Here is a 23,108-nt window from a genome sequence, read left to right as displayed (position 1 = left end):
ACTTAACCCCTCACTTCTTTTAAATTATTTGCTTGCGCTGCTTCTTTTACTTGAATGTTTGCACTGTCGCCATAACGCTCTTTTTCAATTTGTGTTAATGTCTTGCCTTGCGTTTTCGGTGTTAATACTAAGCCTATTATAGTGTGAATGGCTAAGAAACTAATCATAATTATACCGGTAACTTTAAAACCTAACGTCGCCAAAATCGTCGGTAAGACAAAGGAATAAATTGAAATACCAGTACGTACAATAAAATACATTAATCCTTGTGCCCCTGCGCGGTACCTTGTTGGGAAGAGTTCACTTGTCCATAGTGCATAAAAGGCTTGCGCTCCAATACCTGCAGATGAACCCCAAAGTACAACGAACAATATGAGTGAAACCCAGTTCATTGGCGCAAATGTTAAAATTAACCATGCCACGATGCCCATAACTGCGCCAACACCAAATAACAGTCGTTGATTAACTTTATCTCCTAACTTCATAAAGCCAAAGTATGTCGTCACTACTGTTAAGAACCACAACACGGCTTGTAAAATGTTCGCTTGAGCGCCAGATAAACCGCCAACGCTTTCATAAATAAATGGCATAAAATAACCCATAGCGCCAGAAGTTAAGTTCCAAAACAGGTAAATACCCATTAATAATAACATCGCTTTTAAATTCACAGGGTTGGTAAATAATTCTTTAATTACTGATGTTTTTTTAATATCATGAGCCGCTTCTGCTTTCTCTTTCGCTTTTTCTGCTTCCCAAATTTCAGATTCATTCATACCTTGACGGATCCACCAAGTTACACCTGCAATAATGAATAGATGTAAAAAAATCAAACGTGAACCTAACAAGCCCATGGGTGCAACAATAACTGCTAATAAAAAAGTGATTGCAGGGCCAATGGACCAAGCCAGTTGTGCTGTACCTACACGTTTCGCACGCTCATCTTCAGGCGCTTCTTCTGCAATATACGTCCACGCAACAGGCACGCCGATACCAACTGCAATACCGACAACAATAGTACCAATCAATAGCATTGAGAAGTTAAATGATAAAATAATTGCTAGTATGCCTAACATATATAGAATTAAATCATATTTGAAAATAAATTTACGTCCCAATTTATCTGTAATTGGACCGCCTATCAATGCACCAATTGCTGCTCCCAAAGCATTTGCACTCAATGCACTCAACAAACCAATTTGCATGTTATCAATATTTAAATACGCTTGCCACAGTGATAAACTACTCGCTGCGGCAATGATGGAACCAGCTTCGATATAGTTCGCCATTGCAATCGCAATCGTCGCCACCCATCCCGTTGTTTTTTTAGGTTTTAAGTTCATTTTTCCATCCCCTTTTTTTATTCTAGGAAAAACACTTCTGTTAACTCGATTGACTTCGGACTATTATCATCATTCACATTCATAATATCTGCCATATACTCCCACCACTGGCGACATATCGGTTGTTGCGCAATTTCAGCGTGTAGTGTTTCATCTTCTATTGTTAAGACCGAAAATAATTCACCGGTATGCTCATTTAAATAAATATGATAATCACTCACACCATGGTCTTTTAATAGTTGTTTCATTTCAGGCCATATCTGATCATGACGACGTTTGTACTCTGCGTGACATCCTTCTTTCACATACATGACTGAGGCTAGCTGTGGCATTACTTCACACCTACCTCTAAATAGCCGGCTTTTGGTTCTACATTAAACCCTTGTGCAAGTGCGCTAAGTTGTTCATCACTAATTTCTTGCTTCGTGCCACCTTGCGCTTGAACATACGTATAAACTTCTGCTGCTTTTTCAATTGTTTCAATCAAACCAAATGTTTCATCTAAGTCTTGTCCAGCACCAAAAACTCCGTGAAATGGCCATAATACACTTCGACAATATGTCATTTTCTCTGCCGTTAATTGTCCGATTTCTTCTGTTCCTGGGACTACCCAAGGAATAACACCGATACCATCTGGGAATACAACTAAACACTCTGTACACATCTTCCATAACGTTTTGGTCAATGCTTTTTCATCTAATTCATGTGCAAACGTCATCGCAATCGTGTGTGTCGCATGGCAGTGCATGATGACTCTATGATTTTCATCAACTGCTAGGCGTTGGGCATGATTCATTAAATGCGTGGGCAATTCACTTGTCGCATATGCACCATTCACAAACCCCCATAAAATGTCGTAACTTTTACCATCACCAGCGATTTGAATTAAACCAAGTGTGTCTTGAGGATCGTCTTTAATATTTTTAAAATATTTTCCTGTTCCTGTAACTAATAAATAGCGTTGTGCTAACGCCTCAACAGTAAACGGCAAGGCAATATTACGTGTATTTCCCGTGAAACCATCTAAGAAAGGTGCTACTTTATCATCATCAATAATCCACGAGATATTACCTCCGTTACGTTCATCCCAGCCTTTGTTGTACATCACATTAGTAATATTGCATAATGATTTAACCATAGGCGAATCGATAAATTTTTCCATTTATATCCCTCTTTCTACCAATACATTTTGTTCATAATCTTTAATAGCTTCATACCAATTTAACCCTGGCTCTACATCATTTCTAAGACAAAATTCATCCCAAATAGCACCAAATAAATAAGTTTTCATTTCTTCTTGTAATGCTAAACGTTGCGTAAAATCTCCAGTTAGTTCAGCTTCTTTTAATTGTGTCACCGGGTCTAATAGTGCTTTTAATAATGCTTTTTGCATATTTCTAGTACCAATAACCCATGCGGCTACACGGTTGATAGAAGCATCAAAGAAATCTAGGCCTACAGTTGTCGTATCTATTAAGTCGTTATAAATTAATTCTTTAGCTATTTCATTTAATTCATCATCTAACGTTACGACATGGTCGCTATCCCATCGCACCGGTCGCGACACATGTAAACTTAAACCTTTAGCAAATAATGACAAAGCTGATAATTTGTTAGACACAACTTCAGTTGGATGATAATGACCTGCGTCTAATAGAATTTGTTTATTGCGTGTTAAGCCATAACCCATATAAAATTCATGAGATCCTACTACATAACTTTCTGAGCCGATACCAAATAATTTACTTTCCAAAGTATCTACGTTATAGGCTTCATCAATGTCTTCGCTGAAAATTTCATCCAAACTATTCATTAAACGTTTCCGCGGTGTCAGACGATCTACAGGTGTATCTTTGTACCCATCAGGTACCCATATATTAGTAATTGACGCTTGGCCTAATTCTTGACCAAAATAAGCACCGATTTGGCGTGCACGTTTACAATGTTCAATCCAAAAATCACGAATTTCTTGTTGTGGGTGTGCTAATGTTAAGCCGTCTGCTGCTTTTTCGTGACTGAAGCACGTTGGATTAAAATCTAACCCTAAACTGTGTTGTTTCGCCCATTCTACCCAATTTCTAAAGTGCTTAGGCTCAATCTCATCTAAATCAATCGTTTCTTCTGTTTCAGCATAAATACTGTGTAAATTAATTTTATGATTTCCTGGAATATGTTTAAGCGCTTCTTCTAAGTCACTGCGTAGTTCTGAACCATTACGTGCTTTACCAGGATAATTACCTGTTACCGAGATACCACCTGATAGTTCCTCATTAAATAAAAAGCCTTCGATATCATCCCCTTGCCAACAATGAATAGAAATTTTAATATCTTTTAGTTTATCTAATGCGGCTTCTACGTTAACTCCTATTGATTCATATTGTTGTTTTGCTAATGCAAATGCTTCTTTATAATTTGTGTGCATATTGTGTTGCCTCCTTAAATAAATTAATATCAGTGATTCTGTCTGTTGTATCTTTAGGTTTCATGATATGTTGCAGCATGTTTGACTGTGCAATCGCTTGTCTCGCTTCTGCTATATCTTTAAATTGTTCTGTCGCGATCATTGTGGCTGCTAAGTTACCAAAAACTGTAGCTTCTACAGGGCCTACAATAATATCGCAGTTCGTATAATAAGCTGTAAGTTCATTTAAATATTCATTATTAGAGCCACCGCCTACAATATTAATAACTTCAATCGTCGACCCTGTTATCTCATTCAATGCCTCTATAGAAACTGCATAAATGATAGCTAAATTTAAATACACTGTTTGTGCTAATTCTCCTATAGTTTGTGGAACGGATTGTCCAGTCTCAATGCAATAGGTTTGAATAGCTTCAACCATGTTATTTGGATTTATAAAGCGTGCATCATTAAAATCAACGAACACTTTAAAATCAGTATGTTGTTGTGCCTGTTTTACCATTTCGGGAAATGTATAATTCTTGGGCCAATCTTTACGGACTCTTTGGATAATCCACATACCTATAATATTTTTCAAAAACCTATAAGTTCCTTGAATCCCTCTTTCATTGGAATAGCCCTGATTAAAAGCATTTTCAGAGACAATAGGCTCTGATAATTCTTGACCAATTAATGACCACGTCCCACTGGATAAAAATGCCCAATCTTTCCCACTATGACCTACTGATCCTAATACTGCAGAAGCAGTATCATGCGACGTGGTCGCATAAACACACGTTTCTGGTAAATTATGCAACTTATGAATATCGGGTCTCACATCTCCAAGATATGTGCCAGGTTCAACCACTTCTGCAAACTGTTGAGGCTTGATATCGACTATTTCTAACAATTCGTTATTTAAGTTATAGCCATATAGGTCTAATAATTGTGTAGTACTTAAATTAGTAACTTCGTTAGTTAATCGCCCAGTTAAGCGAAAGTTTAAATAATCCGGAACTAATAAAATATATTCTGCTTGTTGTTTTACCGATTTACATTCTTCATATAACTGAAATAACGTATTAAATTGTAAAAATTGAATACCTGTCTTGTTATAAATATCGTGCTTAGTTATTAATTGAAATACTTTCTCCATTGTATGGTTCGTACGCGTGTCTCTATATGACACCACTTCTTGCAAGCGCTTACTTTTATCATCTAAAAAAATATAGTCTACACCCCAGGTATCTATACTTAAATAACATGAACCGACGCCTAGCGTTTTGGCTCGTTCGAGTGATATTATAATCTCATCAAACAAATAATCAACATCCCACACTTCTTGTTGATTTTTTGTGGTGAATCCATTAGCAAAACGATTAATTTCTTGTATTTTGATATCTCCATCTTCTACATGCGCTAGGACTGCTCTTCCACTTGACGCACCAATATCAACTGCGATGTAATTTTTCATTTCTTCACCTCTTTGGTTTACATTATAGAGCTATAGTTATCATAAATCAACAATAAACCACACATTTTGTTGTTTGTTGTTGTTTATAATGGTGATATGTGAGGTTTTAGGCTAGGTTATGCTATACTAGAGAAAAACAAATTAGGAGCAATGACAGATGAAGCCTTTTGAACGGAGAAAAAATTTACTGAATGAGTTATACGTAAACAACGTTGTTTACGTAAGTAAATTAGCAGAAACATTTAATGTCTCTGAAGAAACTATCCGCAGAGACTTAGAAAAATTAGAAAAAGAAGGCATTGCTGAACGTAATTACGGTGGAGCTAAATTATTAAAGTCTGAAGAGCTACCTTATTCTGTTCGCCACACGCGGAATAAAGAAGCCAAGCTTAAGATTGCTAAAAAAATCAATCATTTTATTGAAGACGATACTAGCTTATTTTCAGACTCAAGCTCAACAGTTATCGAAACGTTAAAACAATTCGCAATTACTGATAAAAAAATCCATATTATTACAAACGCAGTCAATGCCTTATATGAGTTAAACCAGTCATCACTCGAAATTAATTCGACTGGAGGTAAACTCTTAAAACACTCATCAGCATTAGTTGGGCCGCAAACAATTGAATCCATTCATAAATTTAATCCTGACTATGCTATTTTAAGTTGTAAGTCCTTAACTAAAGATGGCATGATTACTGATTCGAATGAGTATGAAGCGCACATCAAAGAGTTAATGATTAGCAAAGCCAATAAAGTTATTTTAGCAATCGACGCCTCAAAATTCGATAAGACCAGTCTTATTACGTTCGCCCAATTATCTGATATTGACTACATTGTCACTGATACAGAACTCGATCACACATGGCAAAACATATTCACTAAAGCATCAACAATTGTGTTATAACCATCTATTAGCCATGGCGACAGTAACTTCTATTCAACATAAAAAGCCTACTACCTTTGTTTACAACATGAGTAGTGGGCTTCTATCGTTTTATTGACTCATAATACGAGTCGCAATATTTCTTTTAGTAATACTTAGACCCCCTATTGTCTGTAAAGAATAATATTAAAAACTGATATCTCCGTATATGCTTTTAACACATCAAGATAATTAATTTATATAATGTTATAATTATATAAAAAGGAGTGAGTCTTATGTCTAATGGTTCAGAAGTGATTGTATGGAAACAAAATAGAGTTGCTAAGCAAATGATTATATCAGAAGCTACTTCACCCCAAAATGCCAAAACTTACGACGCTTTAAATATTAAGCACAAAAGAACCTTCAATAATTTATTGAAAAAAGAGGTCATCATCCAAATAGCAGATAAATATTACCTTGATGAAGATGCATGGGTAAAGTTCCGCAAGTCCTTTAAAAGATTATTTTTAATATAATAACCCACGGGTAATGTTGCTAATACAATCCGTGAAATCTTAAATAACTTTGGATCTTAAACTGTATCTTTAGGCGCTATAAGATTTTCTGCATCGAACGTTTTAGATGTAGACTTTCTGAAATATAACCATAAAATGAGAATACTAAAAATCAGAGAAAATATATTAGGAATAAGCATTCCACTAAAATACTCAATAAAACCAATATCGAAATAATGTATTAAATATAAACATGGACTGTTGATAACCAACAGTCCATGTTATATGTGTAACATTAAGCAAAAATTAGAAAAATTTAAGCTTTTTCAAAATATGCTAAATTGGAATTTGTTAAATTGTATTTTTCAAAGCGTTATACATTTCTTCTGTATATTCGTCTAATTCTTTTTTGGACATTTCTAAGCGTTCTTTAGAAGAACCATAACCAATTTCAATTTTTTCTTGAACTAGTCCTTCAAAAATTTCATTGATAAAATCAACCGGATTTGCCCCAAAAGTATGGATACCTTTTCCACCTAAATCAGTATTAACGGCAGGTGGTATTATTTCAAAAACATTTGTATTTGTCTTAGATAATTGGTGTCTCAAACTAACGGTAAATGAATGTACTGCAGCTTTTGTCGCTGAATAAATTGGTGCTATTGCCATAGGCGCAAAAGCTAAACCTGAAGACACATTAATTATATTTGAATTAGTTGTTTTATCAGCAAAATACTGACTAAATAGAATTGAAAGTTGTACAGTTGCTTCAAAATTAGATTTTATTTCTACATTTAAGTTTTCCCAATCTTCTGCTGCATCGCTTTTCAAGATATTGAACCGATTTTGTATCCCAGCATTATTTACCAGTACGTTTATATCTGGATAATTTTCAGTTACCCAATTATATAAATTCAGTCGTTCTTCAGAACTAGAAATGTCACATACCCTTGTAATAACTTCTGGAAATTCCGCTTCAATACTTTTCAGTTTTTCAGTATTACGTCCACAAATAATAATTTTATTATTGTTTGCGTAAAACTTTTTGGTGAACTGAAGTCCTATTCCAGAGGCGCCCCCAGTTATTAATATTGTGTTGTTTTTTATATCCATTTTAGCCCCCCTTATAAGTCTAATTAGTGTAATTGGTTTTTAGATATCCGTCTAGTAATAAAACTTACTTTAAATTTCGCAAAAAGCTTATTTATTAAATAATATAGATTAATTCAGAGTGATATATATGTCGAATCATATAATTTTTGATATGATTAATTAATAGTCTTAAGGAGGATTGATTGTATGTTTATCGCACAAGCTGATTTCACAGCTAATATAGAGGATAGAGCCGTTTTAGACAACAAGGCATTACATGCCAAAGATGATTTCCAAGGATACGACGGTTTAATAGATGTTGAAATTTGGAAAAACGAAAAGAACTCTAGCATTTCATATTCTATAGTATCTAAATGGTTAGAGAAAAAATATTTTCAAGCATGGCTATCCCGCCCATCACATATTGAAGAACATAAGCAAATGCGCAAAGCAGAAAAAGAAAATACTTCTTCAGTAAATATTGAAAAACAAATTAAGCAATTCGAACTATTAGATATATAAAATATAATAAAAGGGCTCTATACTAAACAGGACTGATATAAAAATCAGCCCTATTTTTTGATACAAAAAAAGCGCAAAAATCTCTATAATTTAAATGTCCTACCAAATAAACTAAGGAGAGATTATGCGCCTATGAATTATTTATATCAAAAACACTTGGAATTGAAGACCCTAATGTTATTTTCGACAATAAACTAGAAGAAATTGAATACAAAGGAGAAAGATTTAAGTGCTATTATGCGAAAGTTACATATATTCCTGATTATTGTGAAAGTTGTGGTGTATCTAATTCAACAGTTTCACGTATGATTAATCATACTGCACAAGTTATCAAATATTTGCCATTTAACTCTTTGCCAAAACATATACTAATGGATGAATTTAAAAGTGTTAAACAAGTAGACAGCGCAATGAGTTTCATTTTTTGTGATCCGACTTCGCATAAAATTATAGATATAGTAAGAGATAGAAAGCTATACTCTCTAAAAAATTATTTTTCTCGTTTTCCTCTTAAAGAGAGAAACAAAGTGTTAACCGTTACGATTGATATGTATGAACCATATATGTCCTTGATTAAAGAAGTTTTTCCTAATGCTCAAATTATTATTGATAGATTTCATATTGTTCAAGCATTGAATCGTGCGCTTAACATGTCTAGAGTTGGTCTGATGAATACGTTTAGGAGTAGTAATAGACCTTTATATAATAAATACAAACGCTATTGGAAATTAATTCTAACTCCGTTTGAAGATCTTAATGCGATTTCTTATCGTAAATTAAAGTTATTCAAGTCCTGGCAAACACCCAAAGGCGTTGTTGAGTATTTACTAAGTTTTGATAAAAATTTCCAATATAGCTATGAACTAGTTAATAAATTAAGATATAGTTTAAACTATAATAATTCTATAGATTTTATGAATACCCTTGATGAAATAGATGCCAACAAAGTATGTTTCAAATTGAAAATAGTCTTGAAAACTTTAAATAAATATCAATCATTTATTAATAACACACTAAAATACACTAATATAACTAATGGTCCGATAGAAGGTATTAATAATAATGTTAAACTTATTAAACGAATATCATTTGAATATAGAAATTATGATAATTTGCGCAACCGTATCTTACTAACTTCACGACTTTATGCTTCTCCAATCAAAAAAGAGATTAAGCAACCTAAGGTTGCCTAATCTCAAAAATGGTATCAGTCCTCTTTGATAAAGAGCCCGTTTTTACAGTTCCCCTTTAAAAGTGTATAGATATAAAATAGGCTATTAAATTTCAATATGAAATCTAATAGCCTACTTACTGATTCCGAAATTTTAAATCGGATGTTGTTTATATATTTAATTACAATACTAAAATGCTATTTTTGAATTATAGAATTTGGCTACTTGGACGAATGATAAATTCGTTAACAGACGCATCCTCAGGTTCATTAATTGCATAGTTAATTGCTCTTGCAATAGCATCTGGTTTAATGGCATCTTCATATAATTTATCTACGCCTTTTTTAATTTCTTGATCACTAATATGATCTGTTAATTCAGTATCGATAGCTCCTGGTGAAAGTATGGTAGTTCTAATATTTGAACCTACTGTTGATTCTTCTTGTCTTAAACCTTCAGTTATAGCTCTCACTGCATATTTTGTACCGCTATAGACTGCACTACCTGGGAAAACAGCATGACCTGCTACAGAAGCTAAGTTAATAATATGACCTGAATTTTGTTTTCTCATGTATGGTAATGCTGCGCCAATTCCGTATAATACACCTTTGATATTAACATCTATCATTTGATTCCATTCATCTTGTTTGTTTTTGTCTAAGAAAGATTGTGGCATAAGGCCAGCATTATTGATTAAAACATCTACACGACCAAAATCATTATACGCTGTTTCAATTAATGTATTAACATCGTCGGCATTCGTCACATCTGTTTTTTGTATACTTACATTATTACCAATTTTCTGTTGGATTTCTTCTAATTTATCGATACGTCTTGCACCTAAAACAAGTTTAGCTCCATTTTCAGCTAAGAGACTTGCTGTTTCTTCACCGATACCACTAGACGCGCCAGTTATAACTACTACTTTGTCTTTTACATTATTCATTATATTACCTCCTTATACTACTAAAATCCAGTATATTCTTAATTATATTAATTAGTAAAATAAACTGTTTTAAATTTATAATAAATATAATTTCATGAAGTTGATATAAGAGTACATTACAAAAGACTTAGTAACAGAATATCATTTTCAAAATCACGTTTTATATTAATAAGGAATATTTATATGTAAGTAGTTATTTATAAGACATTAATTTTTTTATCTTATAGTATGCTTTTTCTGAAGATGATAGTGCACCTTCTAAATGACCTCCATGTTGTTCATCATATTCAGTACCAGAAAAAATAACATTTTCAGCATATTTTGGAGGTTGCCCATAACTCGGGAAGCTTTCAATATTGAGTTTATCGCCTTCAGTTACTGTGTGCTTATCCTGAGACCAATCTTTATAAAAAATATTATTATAATATTTTGCTTTAGGACCAAATAACCTAACGAGTTGGTCAATTACTTTATTATGAATAGCTTCCTTATCATATTGATTTCGAATTGATGGAGGTAAACTGAAAAAGCCAAATAATGCACTTTCATCACGTTCGGTAGAGGCATCATATATCTCTCGTAATGGTCCTGCCCAACTCACCACATTTCCAGATAAATTTTCATCTCTCCAAAATGCCTTATCAAAAGTTACTACGATTTTAGCTTGTGCTCCCATCCACGTAGGCTTACTAAGTAAATCTATTTGTATATTTTCAGGTAAAGATGGTTTGAAATTTATATTTTCTAAAAGTAACCTAGGAGGTAGTGTTAAAACAAGAATATCTGCATTATAATTTATACGATTATTTTTAAGTTCATCATATGTATTCACTGTAATTGTGCCGTTTTTATTTTTAATAACTGATGTCACTTTCTTATTTAATTCAATATTGCTAGTAGATATACTATCTTTTAATACATTAACTAATGCACTAATCCCCCCAACAATTCTCCTACTTTTATTATTAAGTTCACTAGACTCAACATATTTCGGTGTTTGATGTTTTGATAATTCTAATAAACTAAATCCTTCATTATATTGCTCGATAGTAGGAATATTTAACTCAGTTATTAAGTTTGTAATTGTTTTTTCCGTATCGGGCCAAAACCAAGTTGGGCCTAAATCAAAATAATTGTTATCTTGATTATGCGTTAAAACTCTCCCACCTACTCTTTCTCTCGATTCTAATATTTTAAAAGATATATCTTCTTTTGCAAGTAAAGATCCTAAGCGAAGGCCACTAACGCCCCCGCCAATAATTAAAACTTTAGTCAATATACACACCTCTTTTTGAAAATTCAGTCAATTATATCATATTTATTATGACAATAACTATATATAGGGCCCAGATAATCAACTCCGCCTCTAACAGCTCCCCCGCTTGCACAAAATACGAGTTTAAATAGTCAATACGATAATCATCTTAAATCGTATAATTGATTTAGCACATATATTTAAAATTGCCTCAATCAGCAGTTTATATTCAACATAAACTAGGATACTCACTCCCCGATAGAATTAAGGGAACGAGTATCCTAGTAAGTAGTTTTATGAATTTTCCATTTCAAATTTCAGTTTTCCGACGGAGATAGAACATGTTATTAAAATTCTAAATAATTGCTTTCTCAAAGCGTACCATTTAGAAATTGAGCTTCTCCATTAAAGAAACTCCAATCTTCATCTGTATTCTCAACCAAACTAAACATGATGTCTTCTTTACGTATGCCCATGTCGTCATGAAGCTTATTTGTTAACTCACTATAGAAACTTTGTTTTTGTTGCTGCGTCCTTGGTCTTGTAATAATTGTAAACACAATTACATTCTTTGTTCGTTCTACACCTAAACCTGTATCCAAAATTTGCATTTCATAATCTTCATGTTGATTAACTATTTGATACCTGTCGCCTTTGGGCGCCTTAAATGTATCTAGCATAACTTCATAAGAGATATTTAATATTTTCTTTATTTCTTCCCTTTCTCTTCCTTTTATTAAATCAATTTTCATTAATGGCATTTTGAATCGACCTCCCTATATATTTAGTTATACCCGGTTATGAGACGTACATTTGTAAATAATAGATTTAATCGTTTCTACCATCGCTATTTTACTTGGTTTTAGAATTTGTTGTGGATTAAATAACGACTTATCTTGGTTAAGTGTTTGTCTTAGTTGATTACTCCAGGCGATATTGATTTCTGTATTAAAATTAATTTTGGCATGACCTAAGTGTATTGCTTTTAATAAGTCTTCATTTGAAATACCTGATGCCCCATGTAGCACTAGTGGGATATCAATGGCATTTTGTATGGATTTCATTTCTTCAAATCCTAAATCCGGTTCGCCTTGATATTTTCCATGTACAGATCCTAACGCAGGTGCCAATGTATCTAACTTTGCCTCTTGTGCTAATCTGATACAATCCTCTAAATCGGCATATTTAACATTACCAATAACACCATCTTCGTTACCACCAATGGCTCCTACTTCACCTTCGACAATGACATTGTTTTTATGCGCGTAATCAACGACCGCTTTAGTTTGTTTAATGTTTTCTTCAATGGGTAACTTTGAGCCATCAAACATCACTGAATCATAGCCAGCATCAACTGCCTTTTTACAATTTTCTACGGTCAAACCATGGTCTAAATGCACAATAACCGGTATCGTGATGTTCATTGCTTTAATCTTATTTTTTATTGTCGTACATATAAAATGATATCCACCAAGAAATTCAACCACTTTATCGGTTGTCCCTACGATAATAGGTGAATGCGTTGCTTCTGCTGCTTCTAAAATACTTTCTATCCATAATAATCCATTTACATTGATTTGAGGTATGGCGTAGTGTTCTTGTTTGGCTTGTTGTATAAGTGTATTCATTGATTAGCATCCCACCCTTCTTTATATTCTTTTTGGTTCGTTTGATATTAGCGATTCTTTACATTTTAACGCGATTTGTTGTGCTTTATACCCATCTTCAATTGAACAAATAACATCTGTATCATTTTGCAGTGCAGCAATAAAGTCGTCCATTTCAACTTTATACGCGTCACTATAACGCTCTAAAAAGAAATGCGGCGGATTGTCTCTTCTAATACCATCTATACGATGATAATTTAAAGTCGAAGACTGTTCATTTCCCACATCAATTGCACCATGGTCTCCTAAAATTTCTATACGTTGATCATAGCCATAAACGCTTCTTCTACAATTTTCAATAACTGCAATTGAACCATTTTCAAATTTTAATGTAACCAATGCCGTATCAATATCATCATATGCTGCGATTTCAGGATTGACTAATGCTGAACCAGTGGCGTATACCTCAACAATTTCAGATTGCATTAAATATCTCGCCATATCAAAGTCGTGAATCGTCATATCCATAAACAACCCACCAGAACGTTTAATATATTCAATTGGAGGTGGCTCTGGATCTCTAGAAGTAATACGTAATGTTTGAATCTTACCTAGTTCTTTTTTGCTTAAAATACTGTGAAGTTGTTTGAAATTCTTATCAAATCTTCTATTAAAGCCCATTTGAAGTTTTACATTAGCTTGTTGCACCGCTTGAACAGCTTCTTCTGCTTCCTCTAAAGAAAGGCTGATAGGCTTTTCACAAAATATATGTTTACCTTTTGCTGCTGCTGCTTTAATAATTTCAACATGTGTATCTGTAGGTGAACAGATGATAATCGCATCTACTTCTGGATCGTTAATAATATCTCTATGGTCTTTTGTTTTATTTTCAATACCTGCTTTTGCGATCCATTCTGACAACTTATCGCAATATAAATCTGAGACCCATTTAATTTTGACGTCTTTATTATTTCTTAAACCATTAATATGTAATTGACCAATTCTACCAGCGCCAATCACTCCGAATGTAAGTGTCATGAAATTCCTCCTATTAAGCTAAACCAAGTGGTGAGAATAAGATATAAGTTGCTATTACAACAATGATAATTATAGCCCCTACGAAATATCTATATTTCCAAGGAGTGATATCTACTTTTGCGTAATTGACATTAAAATCAAATTCGTCAGATGGTTTCCATTTGTTGAATATTAATACTATAAATAAATCTATAAAGAATAATACACTTAGAACATATAGATAATGTATATCTGATATCAATATTTTTGAAAGCGCATACAAAATTATGTGTAAAATAAACATCACTTTAGCACCTTGATGTGATGTACGTTTAACAAAAAATCCGACAAGTATTAGCACTAATAATGGCATATTATAAATGCCGTTAAACTCTTGTACTACAGCATACAAACCTTGTGGAAATAGTGAAATCATTGGTGCAATAATTACTACAATAATCCCTACAAGGACAGTTATTAATCTACCAACTCTAGAAACTTGTTTATTTGTTGCTTCTTTATTAATTACGGATTTATAAAAATCAAGCGAGAATAAGGTTGCTGTACTATTGAGTGATCCAACAAATGAGCTGAGAATCGCTCCAAATATAACTGCACCGAATAAGCCATAAGCCCACCCTGGTAACACTTCATTAACAAGCATAGGATATGCATTATCAGGATTAGTAACTTTATTACCTAACATATTGAACGCTAGTACGCCTGGGAATACTAGGAATAACGCTCCAAATATTTTAAATGTACCAACATACATTGCACCTTTTTGAGCTTCTTTTAAGTTTTTACCAGCAAGTGCCTTTTGAACAATCATTTGATTCGTACACCAAAAGAATAAATTATTAAAGAACATACCAAAGAACAATGTTGGCCAAGGTACGATGTCCGAATCAATGGCACCAATAGAATTTAATTTTTCAGGTGTATTTTGAATCACCTTGTCAAAACCTTTTAAGAAACTGCCATCACCAAACATTATTAACCCTAAAACTGGTATAGCAAGACCTCCAAGAATAAGTCCCACTCCATAAATAGAATCACTGTGTGCACTTAAAGAAAGACCTCCGATAAACAAATAAATAATCCCGAAGATACCTATAAATGTTGAAATTAGTACCACAGCCGTTATATCACTTATATCTAATATCTCACTGACATTAAAAATTTTATTAAATACTAGTGCGCCTGAATACAGGACAACTGGTAGAAACGATACAACATATGTGAATATAAAGAGTAACGATACCAGTCTCTTAGTAAACGTATCAAACCTCATTTCAATAAAGTCAGATATCGTATCTACGCCATATTTAAAATATCTTGGTAGAAACACAAGCGCTAATATGACTATTGCTACCGCCGAAGTTACTTCCCAAGCCATAACTTCCATACCTGCCCTAAAACTTTGGCCGTTTTGACCTACGATTTGCTCGGTCGACAGGTTCGTCATGATGATTGTAGAAGCAATGGTAAAACCTGTTAAACTTCTACCACCCATAAAGTAACCATCAGCGTTTTTCGTATTAATTTTTTTACTTTTTAAGAATGCATATAATGCGATTATTACAATGACTACTAAAAATGAAATTACTGCAAACATACTCATGATAACTCTCTCCCTTTGGAAGCGTAAGAATACCCTCAGTCTTACATCGAACTAAATGTTCTCTGATATTGAGCCATGTACTCTTTCGCTTTTTTAGCATATATAAAAGGATTTGCTACGGATGGATCTTGTTCAGCTTCAACTACAATCCATCCACTATAACCTGATTGATATATAAGATTTAGGATAGGCTCAAAATCAATGGCCCCATCACCAGGGACAGTGAACATGCCTTTCCTTACACCATCTAAAAAGCATTGATTTTCTTTATCCACTGCTTCTTTAACTTCTGGCCTTACATCTTTAAAGTGGATGTGCTTAATGCGATCTACATGTTTATTAAATATTTCTATAGGGTTTTCTCCAGAAACAACTAGATGTCCTGTATCAAATAAGAGAGAAACATTGTCTTTGCTTGTTCTTTCCATTAGTTCATCAATTTCTTCTGTAGTTTGTATACCAGTTCCCATGTGGTGATGATATACAATTTCCATACTTTTTTCGTGCGCTAATTCGCCTAATTTTTCTAATCCTTCGATTAGTAACTGCCATTCTTCTTCGGTGAAAGTAGGCTTCTCTCTAAATAACGCTTTATCTAATTTTCCTTGAATACTATTACCTTGTTCGGATACGACAATCACCTTGGCTCCCATTTCATATAAGAAATCTCTATGTTTTATAAATGCCTCTGCCGTTACTTCATACGGTTCTGATGTTAAATACAAGCTAATCCATGCGCTAGCAACTGATAAACCACGTGGTTCAAGGTAAGACTTTAATACTTCAGGGTTCCTCGGATATTTATTGCCTATTTCTGTGCCTTCATACCCAGCTAATGCCATTTCACTAATACATTGTTCAAATGAATTTTCACTGCCTAATTCTGGCATATCATCATTCGTCCATGCTATTGGTGCACATGCATAACGAATATCTCTAGTCATTCTGTTCACCTCATAACGTAATAACCTTCTTAGTTTCGATTGAGTTTTGCATAGCAATTGCGACTTCAGTACTTTTCAAACCATCCATAGCTGTAACCGATGATTGGGTTTTATTTGTAATGGCTTTTATAAATGTATTCATTTCATTTATAAAAGCAAACCTAAATCTTTCTGGAAAATGATCTGAAGTAGGCCTCACCACACCATTTTTGTCATATAGAGTGACTAAATTCTTTTCAGGTGCGTTGCCAATTCTAATCATGCCTTCAGTCCCTATAATTTCTGTTTCAACGTGATAACCATGTTGCGCATTCCTTCCTGCTAAAAAATATGCAATTGTGCCATCCTCTAGCTCTGATAAACACGCACCTGTTTCTAATTCATCGCACGCAGTTAATTCAGGTGCTGCAATATTATTTCCTAGGGAATAGACTGTTTTAAATTCTGAACCAGTAAACCACCTTACCAAATCAATATCGTGAATTGACATGTCTAAGAATAAACCACCACTAGCACTATTTTTGGCAAATTGTATAAAACTGTCTAACCCTGAACTAGGATCAATACCATAACAACGCATGGCTGTAATTTTGCCTAATTCCCCTCGATCTACTGCATCTTTTGCATACAAATAAGATTCATCGAACCTACGCATAAAGCCTAATTGAAACACCTTGTGTGGATGATCATTGATTTTATCTACAACTTGTCTAATATTTTCCAATTCTAAGCCAATCGGTTTTTCAGAAAATACGTGTAACCCTTTTTCTAGGGCTTGAGTAATTTGGACTGCATGAAATCCACTTGGTGAGGCAATTACAACCGCATCTAGAGCATCGTTATCAAGCATGTCACTGTATGATGTATAACAATGTTGAACGCCTAACGCTTCACTGGCATATTCTAATTCTTGTTCAACTACACTTGCGACTGCGTATAATTCAGCATTGTTCACATGTTTTACAATATTCGACGCGTGCACTTTACCTAATCGGCCAAGACCTACCTGACCTATTTTTATTTTTGTCATTATTTTCTCACCTGTCTTAATAATGTTTAGCTGTTTTCATGATTTCAGCTTTGTTTGAAAATGCTTCTTGTACGGCTTGCTTGTCGCTATGTTCCGAAACGCCTACATTCCAAAATGACTCATATCCAGCCGTCATCGTTTTAGGTAACGTTTTAACTTCTATTAATGTAGATTTTTCTTCTTTCTTAGCTTCTGCGATAGCTGTTGCTAATGCATTGAGATCATTTACTTTGTAAGTAACTGCACCATATCCTTCAGCGACTTTTTTATAATCAATATTTAATATGTCGCCTTTAACATCAGTGAATTCTGTACAAAAGCTGTCACTGCCGTTATCCATTTGTAAATTATTTATACAACCAAACCCGCTATTATCGAATAAAATGATATTAATTTTATAATTGTATTGCAGTGCTGTAATTAATTCGGTATGCAACATTAGGAAACTACCGTCACCTACGAGCGCATATACCTCTTTATTTCGTTCTGCTATTTTAGCACCAACGGCAGCGCCAATTTCATACCCCATAGTTGAATAACCGTATTCCATGTTATAAGTATTAAAGGTATCTGTTTCCCATAACCTTTCTAAGTCACCTGGCAATGAACCAGCTGCAGCGACAATAATTGCGTCATGATCATCAATGGATTTATTGACCTCTATTAAAGCGTTCGTTTGTGGTAACTCGGTTTGTAATGATGTTACATATCGATTTAGTTTCTCTTTATCAAAATGCGCTGCTATTTCGGGTGTATAATCAGCGTCTTTTATATCGATGTTCGCTAAGCGATTGCGTTCGTTATTCCATTCTTGTTTAACATCACGAACAGTGTCCTTTATATCATATTGCTGATTGTCTAATTGCTGTCTTAATTTAGAAATAGATACTTTCGCGTCACCAACTACTTGAATCGCATCTAATTTATAAGCATCAACTCTATTTACATTAATATTAATGATTTTTGCTGAATCAAAATTGATAGCTGTCTTTGAACTAGTTGTAAAATCAGAATATCTTGTACCGATACCTATAATGACATCCGCATCTTTCGCATAAATATTCGCTGCTAAGTTTCCAGTTACACCTAAACCACCTAAATTTAATGGATGTGACGCTGCAATTGTTGATTTTCCTGCTTGTGTCTCAGCCATCGGTATATGATGATTGTCTATTAGTTGCTCAATTTCATGTTGTGCCTCAGAATATTTAGCACCACCGCCGACGATTAACAAAGGCTTCTTAGCAGTTTTAAGCGCTTCAATCGCAGTTTCAATAGAACGGTTAGAAGGTTCTAATCGATCTACATAATGTATGCGTTTATCAAAGAATGTTTCTGGAAAATCAAATGCTTCTCCTTGTACATCTTGACTTAATGCTATCGTTACTGGACCAGCTGTTTGAGGATTTGTCATAACTTCAAACGCTCTAATGAGTGCTGACATAATTTGTTCTGGTCTCGTTATACGATCAAAATATCTAGATAAAGGCTTCAAGGCATCGTTCGTAGTTGTCCCAATACTTTGAGGATCTTCTATTTGTTGTAATACTGGGTCTGGCTGACGTGTAGCGAACGTATCTCCAGGAAGGAATAACACTGGAATATGATTTGCTGATGCAGTGCCAGCTGCAGTAACCAGATTCGCTGAACCAGGGCCAACAGAACTGGTTACGGCAAATATTTTTTTCCTTAAACTTTGCTTACTAAATCCAATTGCAGTATGAGCCATACCTTGCTCATTTTTGCCCTGAATTATTTTTAAATCTTCTTGGTATTTAGACAAGCCCTCACCTATACCGAGCACATTGCCATGACCAAAAATGTTCATTACACCTTCTACAAATTTTATTTCTTCTCCATCAACATAAATATATTGTTTTGTTAAAAATTTAACGATTGCTTCACCTGTTGTTAATCTCACTGTTTTGACCATAATTCAACACCGCCTTATGATTGTTCTTTAATTAAGTTTTCTATTTTATCTATCGTAGGCATTGCTTCTGACGAACTATGACTGCTTACAACAATGGCTGCTGAAGCTGCTCCATATTTCAATGCTTCTTCTACAGGCTTACCTTTAACGAGCGCGTAAATAAATGCTGCTGCATATGAGTCTCCTGCACCAAACGTTTTCACTACATTCGCTTTGAATGCTTTTCCTTCATAAACATGACCCGATTTATCAAATGCATATGAACCTTGCACGCCATGCTTGATAACAACCAAATTAGGTGTTGCTTCAAACAGCAAATCACTAATTTCTTGGTCTGAAATATTTTGATAGCTTTCAACCATATCGAATTCATCTCTCGTACCGATAACAACATCTGATTGCTCAGCAATTAATTCATAATAAATCGATGTTTCCTCCGTATTCGTCCAGTTGTATGGACGATAATCTAATTCGAATATAATTTTTACGCCATGTTTTTTAGCAATCGATAATGCTTTTAATACTGCTTCTCTTGAAGGCGATTGAGACAATGCCGTTCCTGAAATGAGCAAATATTCGGAATTCTTAATGTAATCTGCATTCACGTGCTCTGGTGCAAGATATAGATCAGCTACATTCTCTCTATACATTAGGATGCTTGATTCTTGAGCGCTTTTTATTTCAGTAAAAGTTAAGCCAATCTTACGGTCTTCTTCATCAATATGAATTTGTGAAGTATCTACACCAACTTCTTCAAAATAGTTTGTAATAAATCTTCCATGTTGGTCGTCAGATACGTTGGCAATGATACCAACGTTTAAGCCTAATTTTGATGCACCAATCATGATATTTGTCGGAGATCCACCTACATATTTACTAAATGTGGCCGTTTCTTCCATTGGTCTATTGATTTCTTTAGCATTTAAGTCAATTGCAGCACGACCAATTGCTACGATGTGTTTCTTATTAGTCATTTATTTACACCCCTTTTATTTACGGTCAATAATCCATTCATGATCTGGTTGATTATAAAATTTCCAAACTTTTTTTGGACCCGCCATAATATTTAAATAATAACCATCGTAACCATCTGGAACGGCTACAGGATGATATCCTTCTGGGACTACTACAACATCACCATTTTCAACTGTCATTGTTTCATCCAATGACAAATCATCGGTAAATACTCTTTGGAACACAAAACCTTTACTTGGATTCATTTCATGATAATAAGTTTCTTCTAATAGTGACTCATTGGGTAAATCGTCCTGATCATGCTTATGTGGAGGATAACTAGACCAATTACCTTGATTCGTATAAACTTCTACTACTAATAATTTTTCGCTCGCTTCATGTGTATCTGGCAATATATTGTGCACATGACGTTGATTTGAATATTTACCTCTATCTTCAACACCGTTTTCTTTTGCTGGTATTAGCTGTGTTGGTCTGACTTCTTCAGCAGGTGAATAACATAAAATCACCCTAGCATCTCGTGTGGCTTCAATTTTTATATTATGGTGCTTCGAAATAAACACACTATCTGTTGGTATTCTTTCAAATACTGAGTCTCTAGTTCCTAAATCATTAAAAGTTTCATTTTCATCTGATACATTAATTTTTCCAGTTAAAGCTACAATACATAATTCAAAATCCTCAGTTGATTCTTCGTAAATACCATTCTGTTTAATATCTAGTACTTTTAAACCAATATAATTTAGATTAATGTCGCTAGGCTTTAAATCGTGGATAACTTGTACATCATCGCTTAAGCGACGATGTACAGGTTTATTTAATAGTTGAGCCATTATCAATGTTCACTCCTTAAAATTTAGGTTCGTCATGACGTGCTGTAACTACTTTTCTGTGTGTATAGAATTCGATACTATCTTTACCGTTAGCATGCAATGAGCCATAGAATGAAGATTTCCAACCTGAGAATGGGAAGATGGCCATAGGTGCTGGTACACCAAGGTTAATACCTAACATGCCTGCATCAATATTTTCTCTAAAGTATCTGATTGAAGAAGCACTATCTGTGAACAAGCAAGCTCCATTTGCAAATTCTGATTTATTCGCTAGTTCGATACCTTCTTGTAGATTTTTAACTTTAACTAGTGATAATACTGGCGCGAAAATTTCATCCTGCCATAATTTCATATCTGGTGTGACATTTTCAAAGATAGTTGGTTTAACAAAATAGCCATCTTCTTTATTGTCTTCTCTACCATCTAGCACTAGTGTTGCGCCTTCTTCAACACCTGCATCCACATAGCTTAGTGTTCTAGCTTTATTTTCTTCTCTAATTACAGGTCCTAAAAACACGTTATCTTCCAAACCGTTACCAATAACGATGTCTTTAGCTGCTTGAACTAATTTTTCTTTAAATTCGTCATAAACATTCTCTTCTATTGCTATAACTGCCGCAGCCATACAACGCTCACCCGCAGAACCAAATGCCGCTCCAATAACATCTTTCACAGCTGTATCAATGTTCGCATCGTCCAATACAATAGTGTGGTTCTTAGCTCCTGTTAAACATTGGGCGCGTTTCAAGTTTTCTGTGGCTTTTTTATAGACATATTCGCCAACTGGTTTAGACCCCACAAATGAAACTGCTTTAATATGTTCATTTTCACAAATACCATTAACGACATCGTGTGCACCATGCACAACATTGAATACACCTTTAGGGAAACCGGCTTCTTCTACTAATTCAGCTAGTTTATTTACTAATAATGGGGTTTTCTCAGATGGTTTAATCACAAATGTGTTACCTAAAGAAATCGCCATCGGGAACATCCAACATGGCACCATCATAGGGAAGTTAAATGGTGTGATCCCCCCCACAACACCTACCGGATATTTATAGCTTGTACCTTCAATGTTTGTTGCAATGCTTGATAACGAATCCCCCATCATTAACGATGGTGTACCAGCCGCAAATTCAACGTTTTCAATACCTCTTTGTACTTCACCCAAAGCTTCTGTTGTATTCTTGCCATTTTCTTTAGTTATGATTTCAGCTAATTCTTGTTTATTGTCTATTAATAGTTGCTGTAACTTGAATAACAAACGTGCACGCTTAGGTACAGCAACTTCTTTCCATTCTTGGAATGCCTCAGCAGCGATTTGTGCTACTTCATCTAATTCTTCACGTGTCGAAAGAGGTACTTTGGCAATCACTTCTTTAGTTGCAGGATTCAAAACATCCAGCGTCTCTGTACTCTTTGATTCTTTCCATTCACCATTAATATAATTCTTTAAGATTTCTGCCATTATAAAATCCTCCAATTATTTTTTGGTAACCGCTTACAAAATACTTTTTATTTTTGTATCTTTTGATAATGTTTTGGTTACTTCTTGGA

General features: G+C 34.2%; 22 protein-coding genes and 1 pseudogene. 4 read left to right on the top strand and 19 right to left on the bottom strand.

What is annotated here, in order from left to right; translation table 11 throughout:
* Window positions 1-2 precede the first annotated feature (2 nt).
* Genes ACF91D_RS05285 through ACF91D_RS05265 form a run of 5 tightly spaced genes read right to left on the bottom strand, consistent with a single transcriptional unit; the run spans window position 3 to window position 5,215 of the window.
* A complete protein-coding gene (locus tag ACF91D_RS05285) occupies window positions 3-1,340 on the bottom strand; it encodes an MFS transporter (RefSeq protein WP_069793342.1) in 1,338 nt (445 codons plus the stop codon).
* Between the two features lie 17 nt (window positions 1,341-1,357).
* Window positions 1,358-1,672 carry an L-rhamnose mutarotase gene (rhaM, locus tag ACF91D_RS05280; protein ID WP_069793341.1) on the bottom strand — a complete coding sequence of 105 codons (315 nt, stop codon included), beginning with the start codon at window positions 1,670-1,672 and terminating at the stop codon, window positions 1,358-1,360.
* Window positions 1,672-2,502, bottom strand: a complete 831-nt coding sequence (gene rhaD / locus ACF91D_RS05275) for a rhamnulose-1-phosphate aldolase (RefSeq protein WP_069793340.1) — start codon at window positions 2,500-2,502, stop codon at window positions 1,672-1,674. Before rhaD ends, rhaM begins: the two co-directional genes overlap by 1 nt.
* Entirely contained in the window at window positions 2,503-3,762 is a 1,260-nt protein-coding gene (gene rhaA, locus ACF91D_RS05270) for an L-rhamnose isomerase (protein ID WP_069793339.1), read from the bottom strand. It abuts the gene before it with no gap.
* A complete protein-coding gene (locus tag ACF91D_RS05265) occupies window positions 3,746-5,215 on the bottom strand; it encodes a rhamnulokinase (protein ID WP_069793338.1) in 1,470 nt (489 codons plus the stop codon). Before ACF91D_RS05265 ends, rhaA begins: the two co-directional genes overlap by 17 nt.
* 157 nt (window positions 5,216-5,372) lie before the next feature.
* Here ACF91D_RS05265 and ACF91D_RS05260 point away from each other — a divergent pair, with 157 nt between their 5' ends.
* Together ACF91D_RS05260 and ACF91D_RS05255 are read left to right on the top strand one after the other, a co-directional pair.
* Window positions 5,373-6,122, top strand: coding sequence for a DeoR/GlpR family DNA-binding transcription regulator (locus ACF91D_RS05260; protein WP_069793337.1), 750 nt, complete (start codon window positions 5,373-5,375; stop codon window positions 6,120-6,122).
* Between the two features lie 254 nt (window positions 6,123-6,376).
* Window positions 6,377-6,619, top strand: a complete 243-nt coding sequence (locus ACF91D_RS05255) for a hypothetical protein (RefSeq protein WP_069793336.1) — start codon at window positions 6,377-6,379, stop codon at window positions 6,617-6,619.
* On the opposite strand, the pseudogene ACF91D_RS05250 reads toward ACF91D_RS05255, so the two are convergent.
* Both ACF91D_RS05250 and ACF91D_RS05245 read right to left on the bottom strand, forming a co-directional pair.
* Window positions 6,613-6,873, bottom strand: a pseudogene (locus ACF91D_RS05250) (ArsB/NhaD family transporter); the annotation flags it as partial. The gene ACF91D_RS05255 and the pseudogene ACF91D_RS05250 sit on opposite strands and share 7 nt — an antisense overlap.
* Before the next feature lie 76 nt (window positions 6,874-6,949).
* Complete coding sequence (locus ACF91D_RS05245; RefSeq protein ID WP_069793335.1) at window positions 6,950-7,711, bottom strand: SDR family oxidoreductase; 762 nt, start codon at window positions 7,709-7,711, stop codon at window positions 6,950-6,952.
* Between the two features lie 186 nt (window positions 7,712-7,897).
* Between ACF91D_RS05245 and ACF91D_RS05240 the strand changes: the two genes are divergently transcribed.
* Both ACF91D_RS05240 and ACF91D_RS05235 read left to right on the top strand, forming a co-directional pair.
* Window positions 7,898-8,212: an antibiotic biosynthesis monooxygenase family protein gene (locus ACF91D_RS05240; RefSeq protein WP_069793334.1), complete on the top strand. Its 315-nt coding sequence runs from the start codon at window positions 7,898-7,900 to the stop codon at window positions 8,210-8,212.
* Window positions 8,213-8,355: 143 nt separating this feature from the next.
* A complete protein-coding gene (locus tag ACF91D_RS05235) occupies window positions 8,356-9,405 on the top strand; it encodes an ISL3 family transposase (protein WP_081325034.1) in 1,050 nt (349 codons plus the stop codon).
* A 187-nt stretch (window positions 9,406-9,592) separates the two neighbouring features.
* Here the strand turns inward: ACF91D_RS05235 and ACF91D_RS05230 are convergent, their stop codons facing one another.
* From ACF91D_RS05230 to ACF91D_RS05175, 12 genes are all read right to left on the bottom strand, one after another.
* On the bottom strand, window positions 9,593-10,330 hold the full coding sequence (locus ACF91D_RS05230; RefSeq protein WP_039067967.1) for an SDR family oxidoreductase: 738 nt from the start codon (window positions 10,328-10,330) through the stop codon (window positions 9,593-9,595).
* 193 nt (window positions 10,331-10,523) lie between these two features.
* Window positions 10,524-11,606: a flavin monoamine oxidase family protein gene (locus ACF91D_RS05225; RefSeq protein ID WP_327620850.1), complete on the bottom strand. Its 1,083-nt coding sequence runs from the start codon at window positions 11,604-11,606 to the stop codon at window positions 10,524-10,526.
* A gap of 350 nt (window positions 11,607-11,956) precedes the next feature.
* A complete protein-coding gene (locus tag ACF91D_RS05220; RefSeq protein ID WP_069793331.1) occupies window positions 11,957-12,346 on the bottom strand; it encodes a tautomerase family protein in 390 nt (129 codons plus the stop codon).
* 27 nt (window positions 12,347-12,373) lie between these two features.
* Window positions 12,374-13,213, bottom strand: a complete 840-nt coding sequence (locus tag ACF91D_RS05215; RefSeq protein ID WP_327620851.1) for a ketose-bisphosphate aldolase — start codon at window positions 13,211-13,213, stop codon at window positions 12,374-12,376.
* Window positions 13,214-13,234: 21 nt separating this feature from the next.
* On the bottom strand, window positions 13,235-14,230 hold the full coding sequence (gene iolG / locus ACF91D_RS05210; protein WP_039067962.1) for an inositol 2-dehydrogenase: 996 nt from the start codon (window positions 14,228-14,230) through the stop codon (window positions 13,235-13,237).
* Between the two features lie 13 nt (window positions 14,231-14,243).
* Window positions 14,244-15,833, bottom strand: coding sequence for a solute:sodium symporter family transporter (locus ACF91D_RS05205; protein WP_069793329.1), 1,590 nt, complete (start codon window positions 15,831-15,833; stop codon window positions 14,244-14,246).
* Between the two features lie 41 nt (window positions 15,834-15,874).
* On the bottom strand, window positions 15,875-16,777 hold the full coding sequence (gene iolE, locus ACF91D_RS05200) for a myo-inosose-2 dehydratase (RefSeq protein WP_107549914.1): 903 nt from the start codon (window positions 16,775-16,777) through the stop codon (window positions 15,875-15,877).
* 10 nt (window positions 16,778-16,787) lie between these two features.
* Window positions 16,788-17,807: a Gfo/Idh/MocA family oxidoreductase gene (locus ACF91D_RS05195; protein WP_039067958.1), complete on the bottom strand. Its 1,020-nt coding sequence runs from the start codon at window positions 17,805-17,807 to the stop codon at window positions 16,788-16,790.
* A 16-nt stretch (window positions 17,808-17,823) separates the two neighbouring features.
* Window positions 17,824-19,740, bottom strand: coding sequence for a 3D-(3,5/4)-trihydroxycyclohexane-1,2-dione acylhydrolase (decyclizing) (gene iolD / locus ACF91D_RS05190; RefSeq protein ID WP_327620852.1), 1,917 nt, complete (start codon window positions 19,738-19,740; stop codon window positions 17,824-17,826).
* Between the two features lie 14 nt (window positions 19,741-19,754).
* The gene (iolC, locus tag ACF91D_RS05185; RefSeq protein ID WP_327620853.1) at window positions 19,755-20,714 is read right to left on the bottom strand and encodes a 5-dehydro-2-deoxygluconokinase; all 960 of its coding nucleotides are present in this window, start codon (window positions 20,712-20,714) and stop codon (window positions 19,755-19,757) included.
* Window positions 20,715-20,729: 15 nt separating this feature from the next.
* Window positions 20,730-21,548, bottom strand: a complete 819-nt coding sequence (gene iolB / locus ACF91D_RS05180) for a 5-deoxy-glucuronate isomerase (protein WP_327620854.1) — start codon at window positions 21,546-21,548, stop codon at window positions 20,730-20,732.
* 16 nt (window positions 21,549-21,564) lie between these two features.
* Window positions 21,565-23,019, bottom strand: a complete 1,455-nt coding sequence (locus ACF91D_RS05175; RefSeq protein WP_327620855.1) for a CoA-acylating methylmalonate-semialdehyde dehydrogenase — start codon at window positions 23,017-23,019, stop codon at window positions 21,565-21,567.
* Between the last annotated feature and the right edge of the window lie 89 nt (window positions 23,020-23,108).

The organism is Staphylococcus sp. 231237_7MaSpsaltlick, from assembly GCF_043107035.1.
The sequence above is the reverse complement of the archived record's forward strand: the minus strand, read 5'-3'. Positions and strand labels throughout refer to the sequence as shown.

Excerpts from the sequence above, each read along its gene's own strand:
- ACF91D_RS05175 (WP_327620855.1), bottom strand. The coding sequence starts at position 23,019 with ATGGCAGAAATCTTAAAGAATTATATTAATGGTGAATGGAAAGAATCA.
- iolE (WP_107549914.1), bottom strand. The coding sequence starts at position 16,777 with ATGACTAGAGATATTCGTTATGCATGTGCACCAATAGCATGGACGAAT.
- ACF91D_RS05220 (WP_069793331.1), bottom strand. The coding sequence starts at position 12,346 with ATGCCATTAATGAAAATTGATTTAATAAAAGGAAGAGAAAGGGAAGAA.
- ACF91D_RS05285 (WP_069793342.1), bottom strand. The coding sequence starts at position 1,340 with ATGAACTTAAAACCTAAAAAAACAACGGGATGGGTGGCGACGATTGCG.
- ACF91D_RS05230 (WP_039067967.1), bottom strand. The coding sequence starts at position 10,330 with ATGAATAATGTAAAAGACAAAGTAGTAGTTATAACTGGCGCGTCTAGT.
- rhaA (WP_069793339.1), bottom strand. The coding sequence starts at position 3,762 with ATGCACACAAATTATAAAGAAGCATTTGCATTAGCAAAACAACAATAT.
- ACF91D_RS05215 (WP_327620851.1), bottom strand. The coding sequence starts at position 13,213 with ATGAATACACTTATACAACAAGCCAAACAAGAACACTACGCCATACCT.
- ACF91D_RS05195 (WP_039067958.1), bottom strand. The coding sequence starts at position 17,807 with ATGACAAAAATAAAAATAGGTCAGGTAGGTCTTGGCCGATTAGGTAAA.
- iolC (WP_327620853.1), bottom strand. The coding sequence starts at position 20,714 with ATGACTAATAAGAAACACATCGTAGCAATTGGTCGTGCTGCAATTGAC.
- ACF91D_RS05245 (WP_069793335.1), bottom strand. The coding sequence starts at position 7,711 with ATGGATATAAAAAACAACACAATATTAATAACTGGGGGCGCCTCTGGA.
- ACF91D_RS05255 (WP_069793336.1), top strand. The coding sequence starts at position 6,377 with ATGTCTAATGGTTCAGAAGTGATTGTATGGAAACAAAATAGAGTTGCT.
- ACF91D_RS05260 (WP_069793337.1), top strand. The coding sequence starts at position 5,373 with ATGAAGCCTTTTGAACGGAGAAAAAATTTACTGAATGAGTTATACGTA.
- ACF91D_RS05240 (WP_069793334.1), top strand. The coding sequence starts at position 7,898 with ATGTTTATCGCACAAGCTGATTTCACAGCTAATATAGAGGATAGAGCC.
- ACF91D_RS05205 (WP_069793329.1), bottom strand. The coding sequence starts at position 15,833 with ATGAGTATGTTTGCAGTAATTTCATTTTTAGTAGTCATTGTAATAATC.
- iolD (WP_327620852.1), bottom strand. The coding sequence starts at position 19,740 with ATGGTCAAAACAGTGAGATTAACAACAGGTGAAGCAATCGTTAAATTT.
- iolB (WP_327620854.1), bottom strand. The coding sequence starts at position 21,548 with ATGGCTCAACTATTAAATAAACCTGTACATCGTCGCTTAAGCGATGAT.
- rhaD (WP_069793340.1), bottom strand. The coding sequence starts at position 2,502 with ATGGAAAAATTTATCGATTCGCCTATGGTTAAATCATTATGCAATATT.
- ACF91D_RS05265 (WP_069793338.1), bottom strand. The coding sequence starts at position 5,215 with ATGAAAAATTACATCGCAGTTGATATTGGTGCGTCAAGTGGAAGAGCA.
- rhaM (WP_069793341.1), bottom strand. The coding sequence starts at position 1,672 with ATGCCACAGCTAGCCTCAGTCATGTATGTGAAAGAAGGATGTCACGCA.
- iolG (WP_039067962.1), bottom strand. The coding sequence starts at position 14,230 with ATGACACTTACATTCGGAGTGATTGGCGCTGGTAGAATTGGTCAATTA.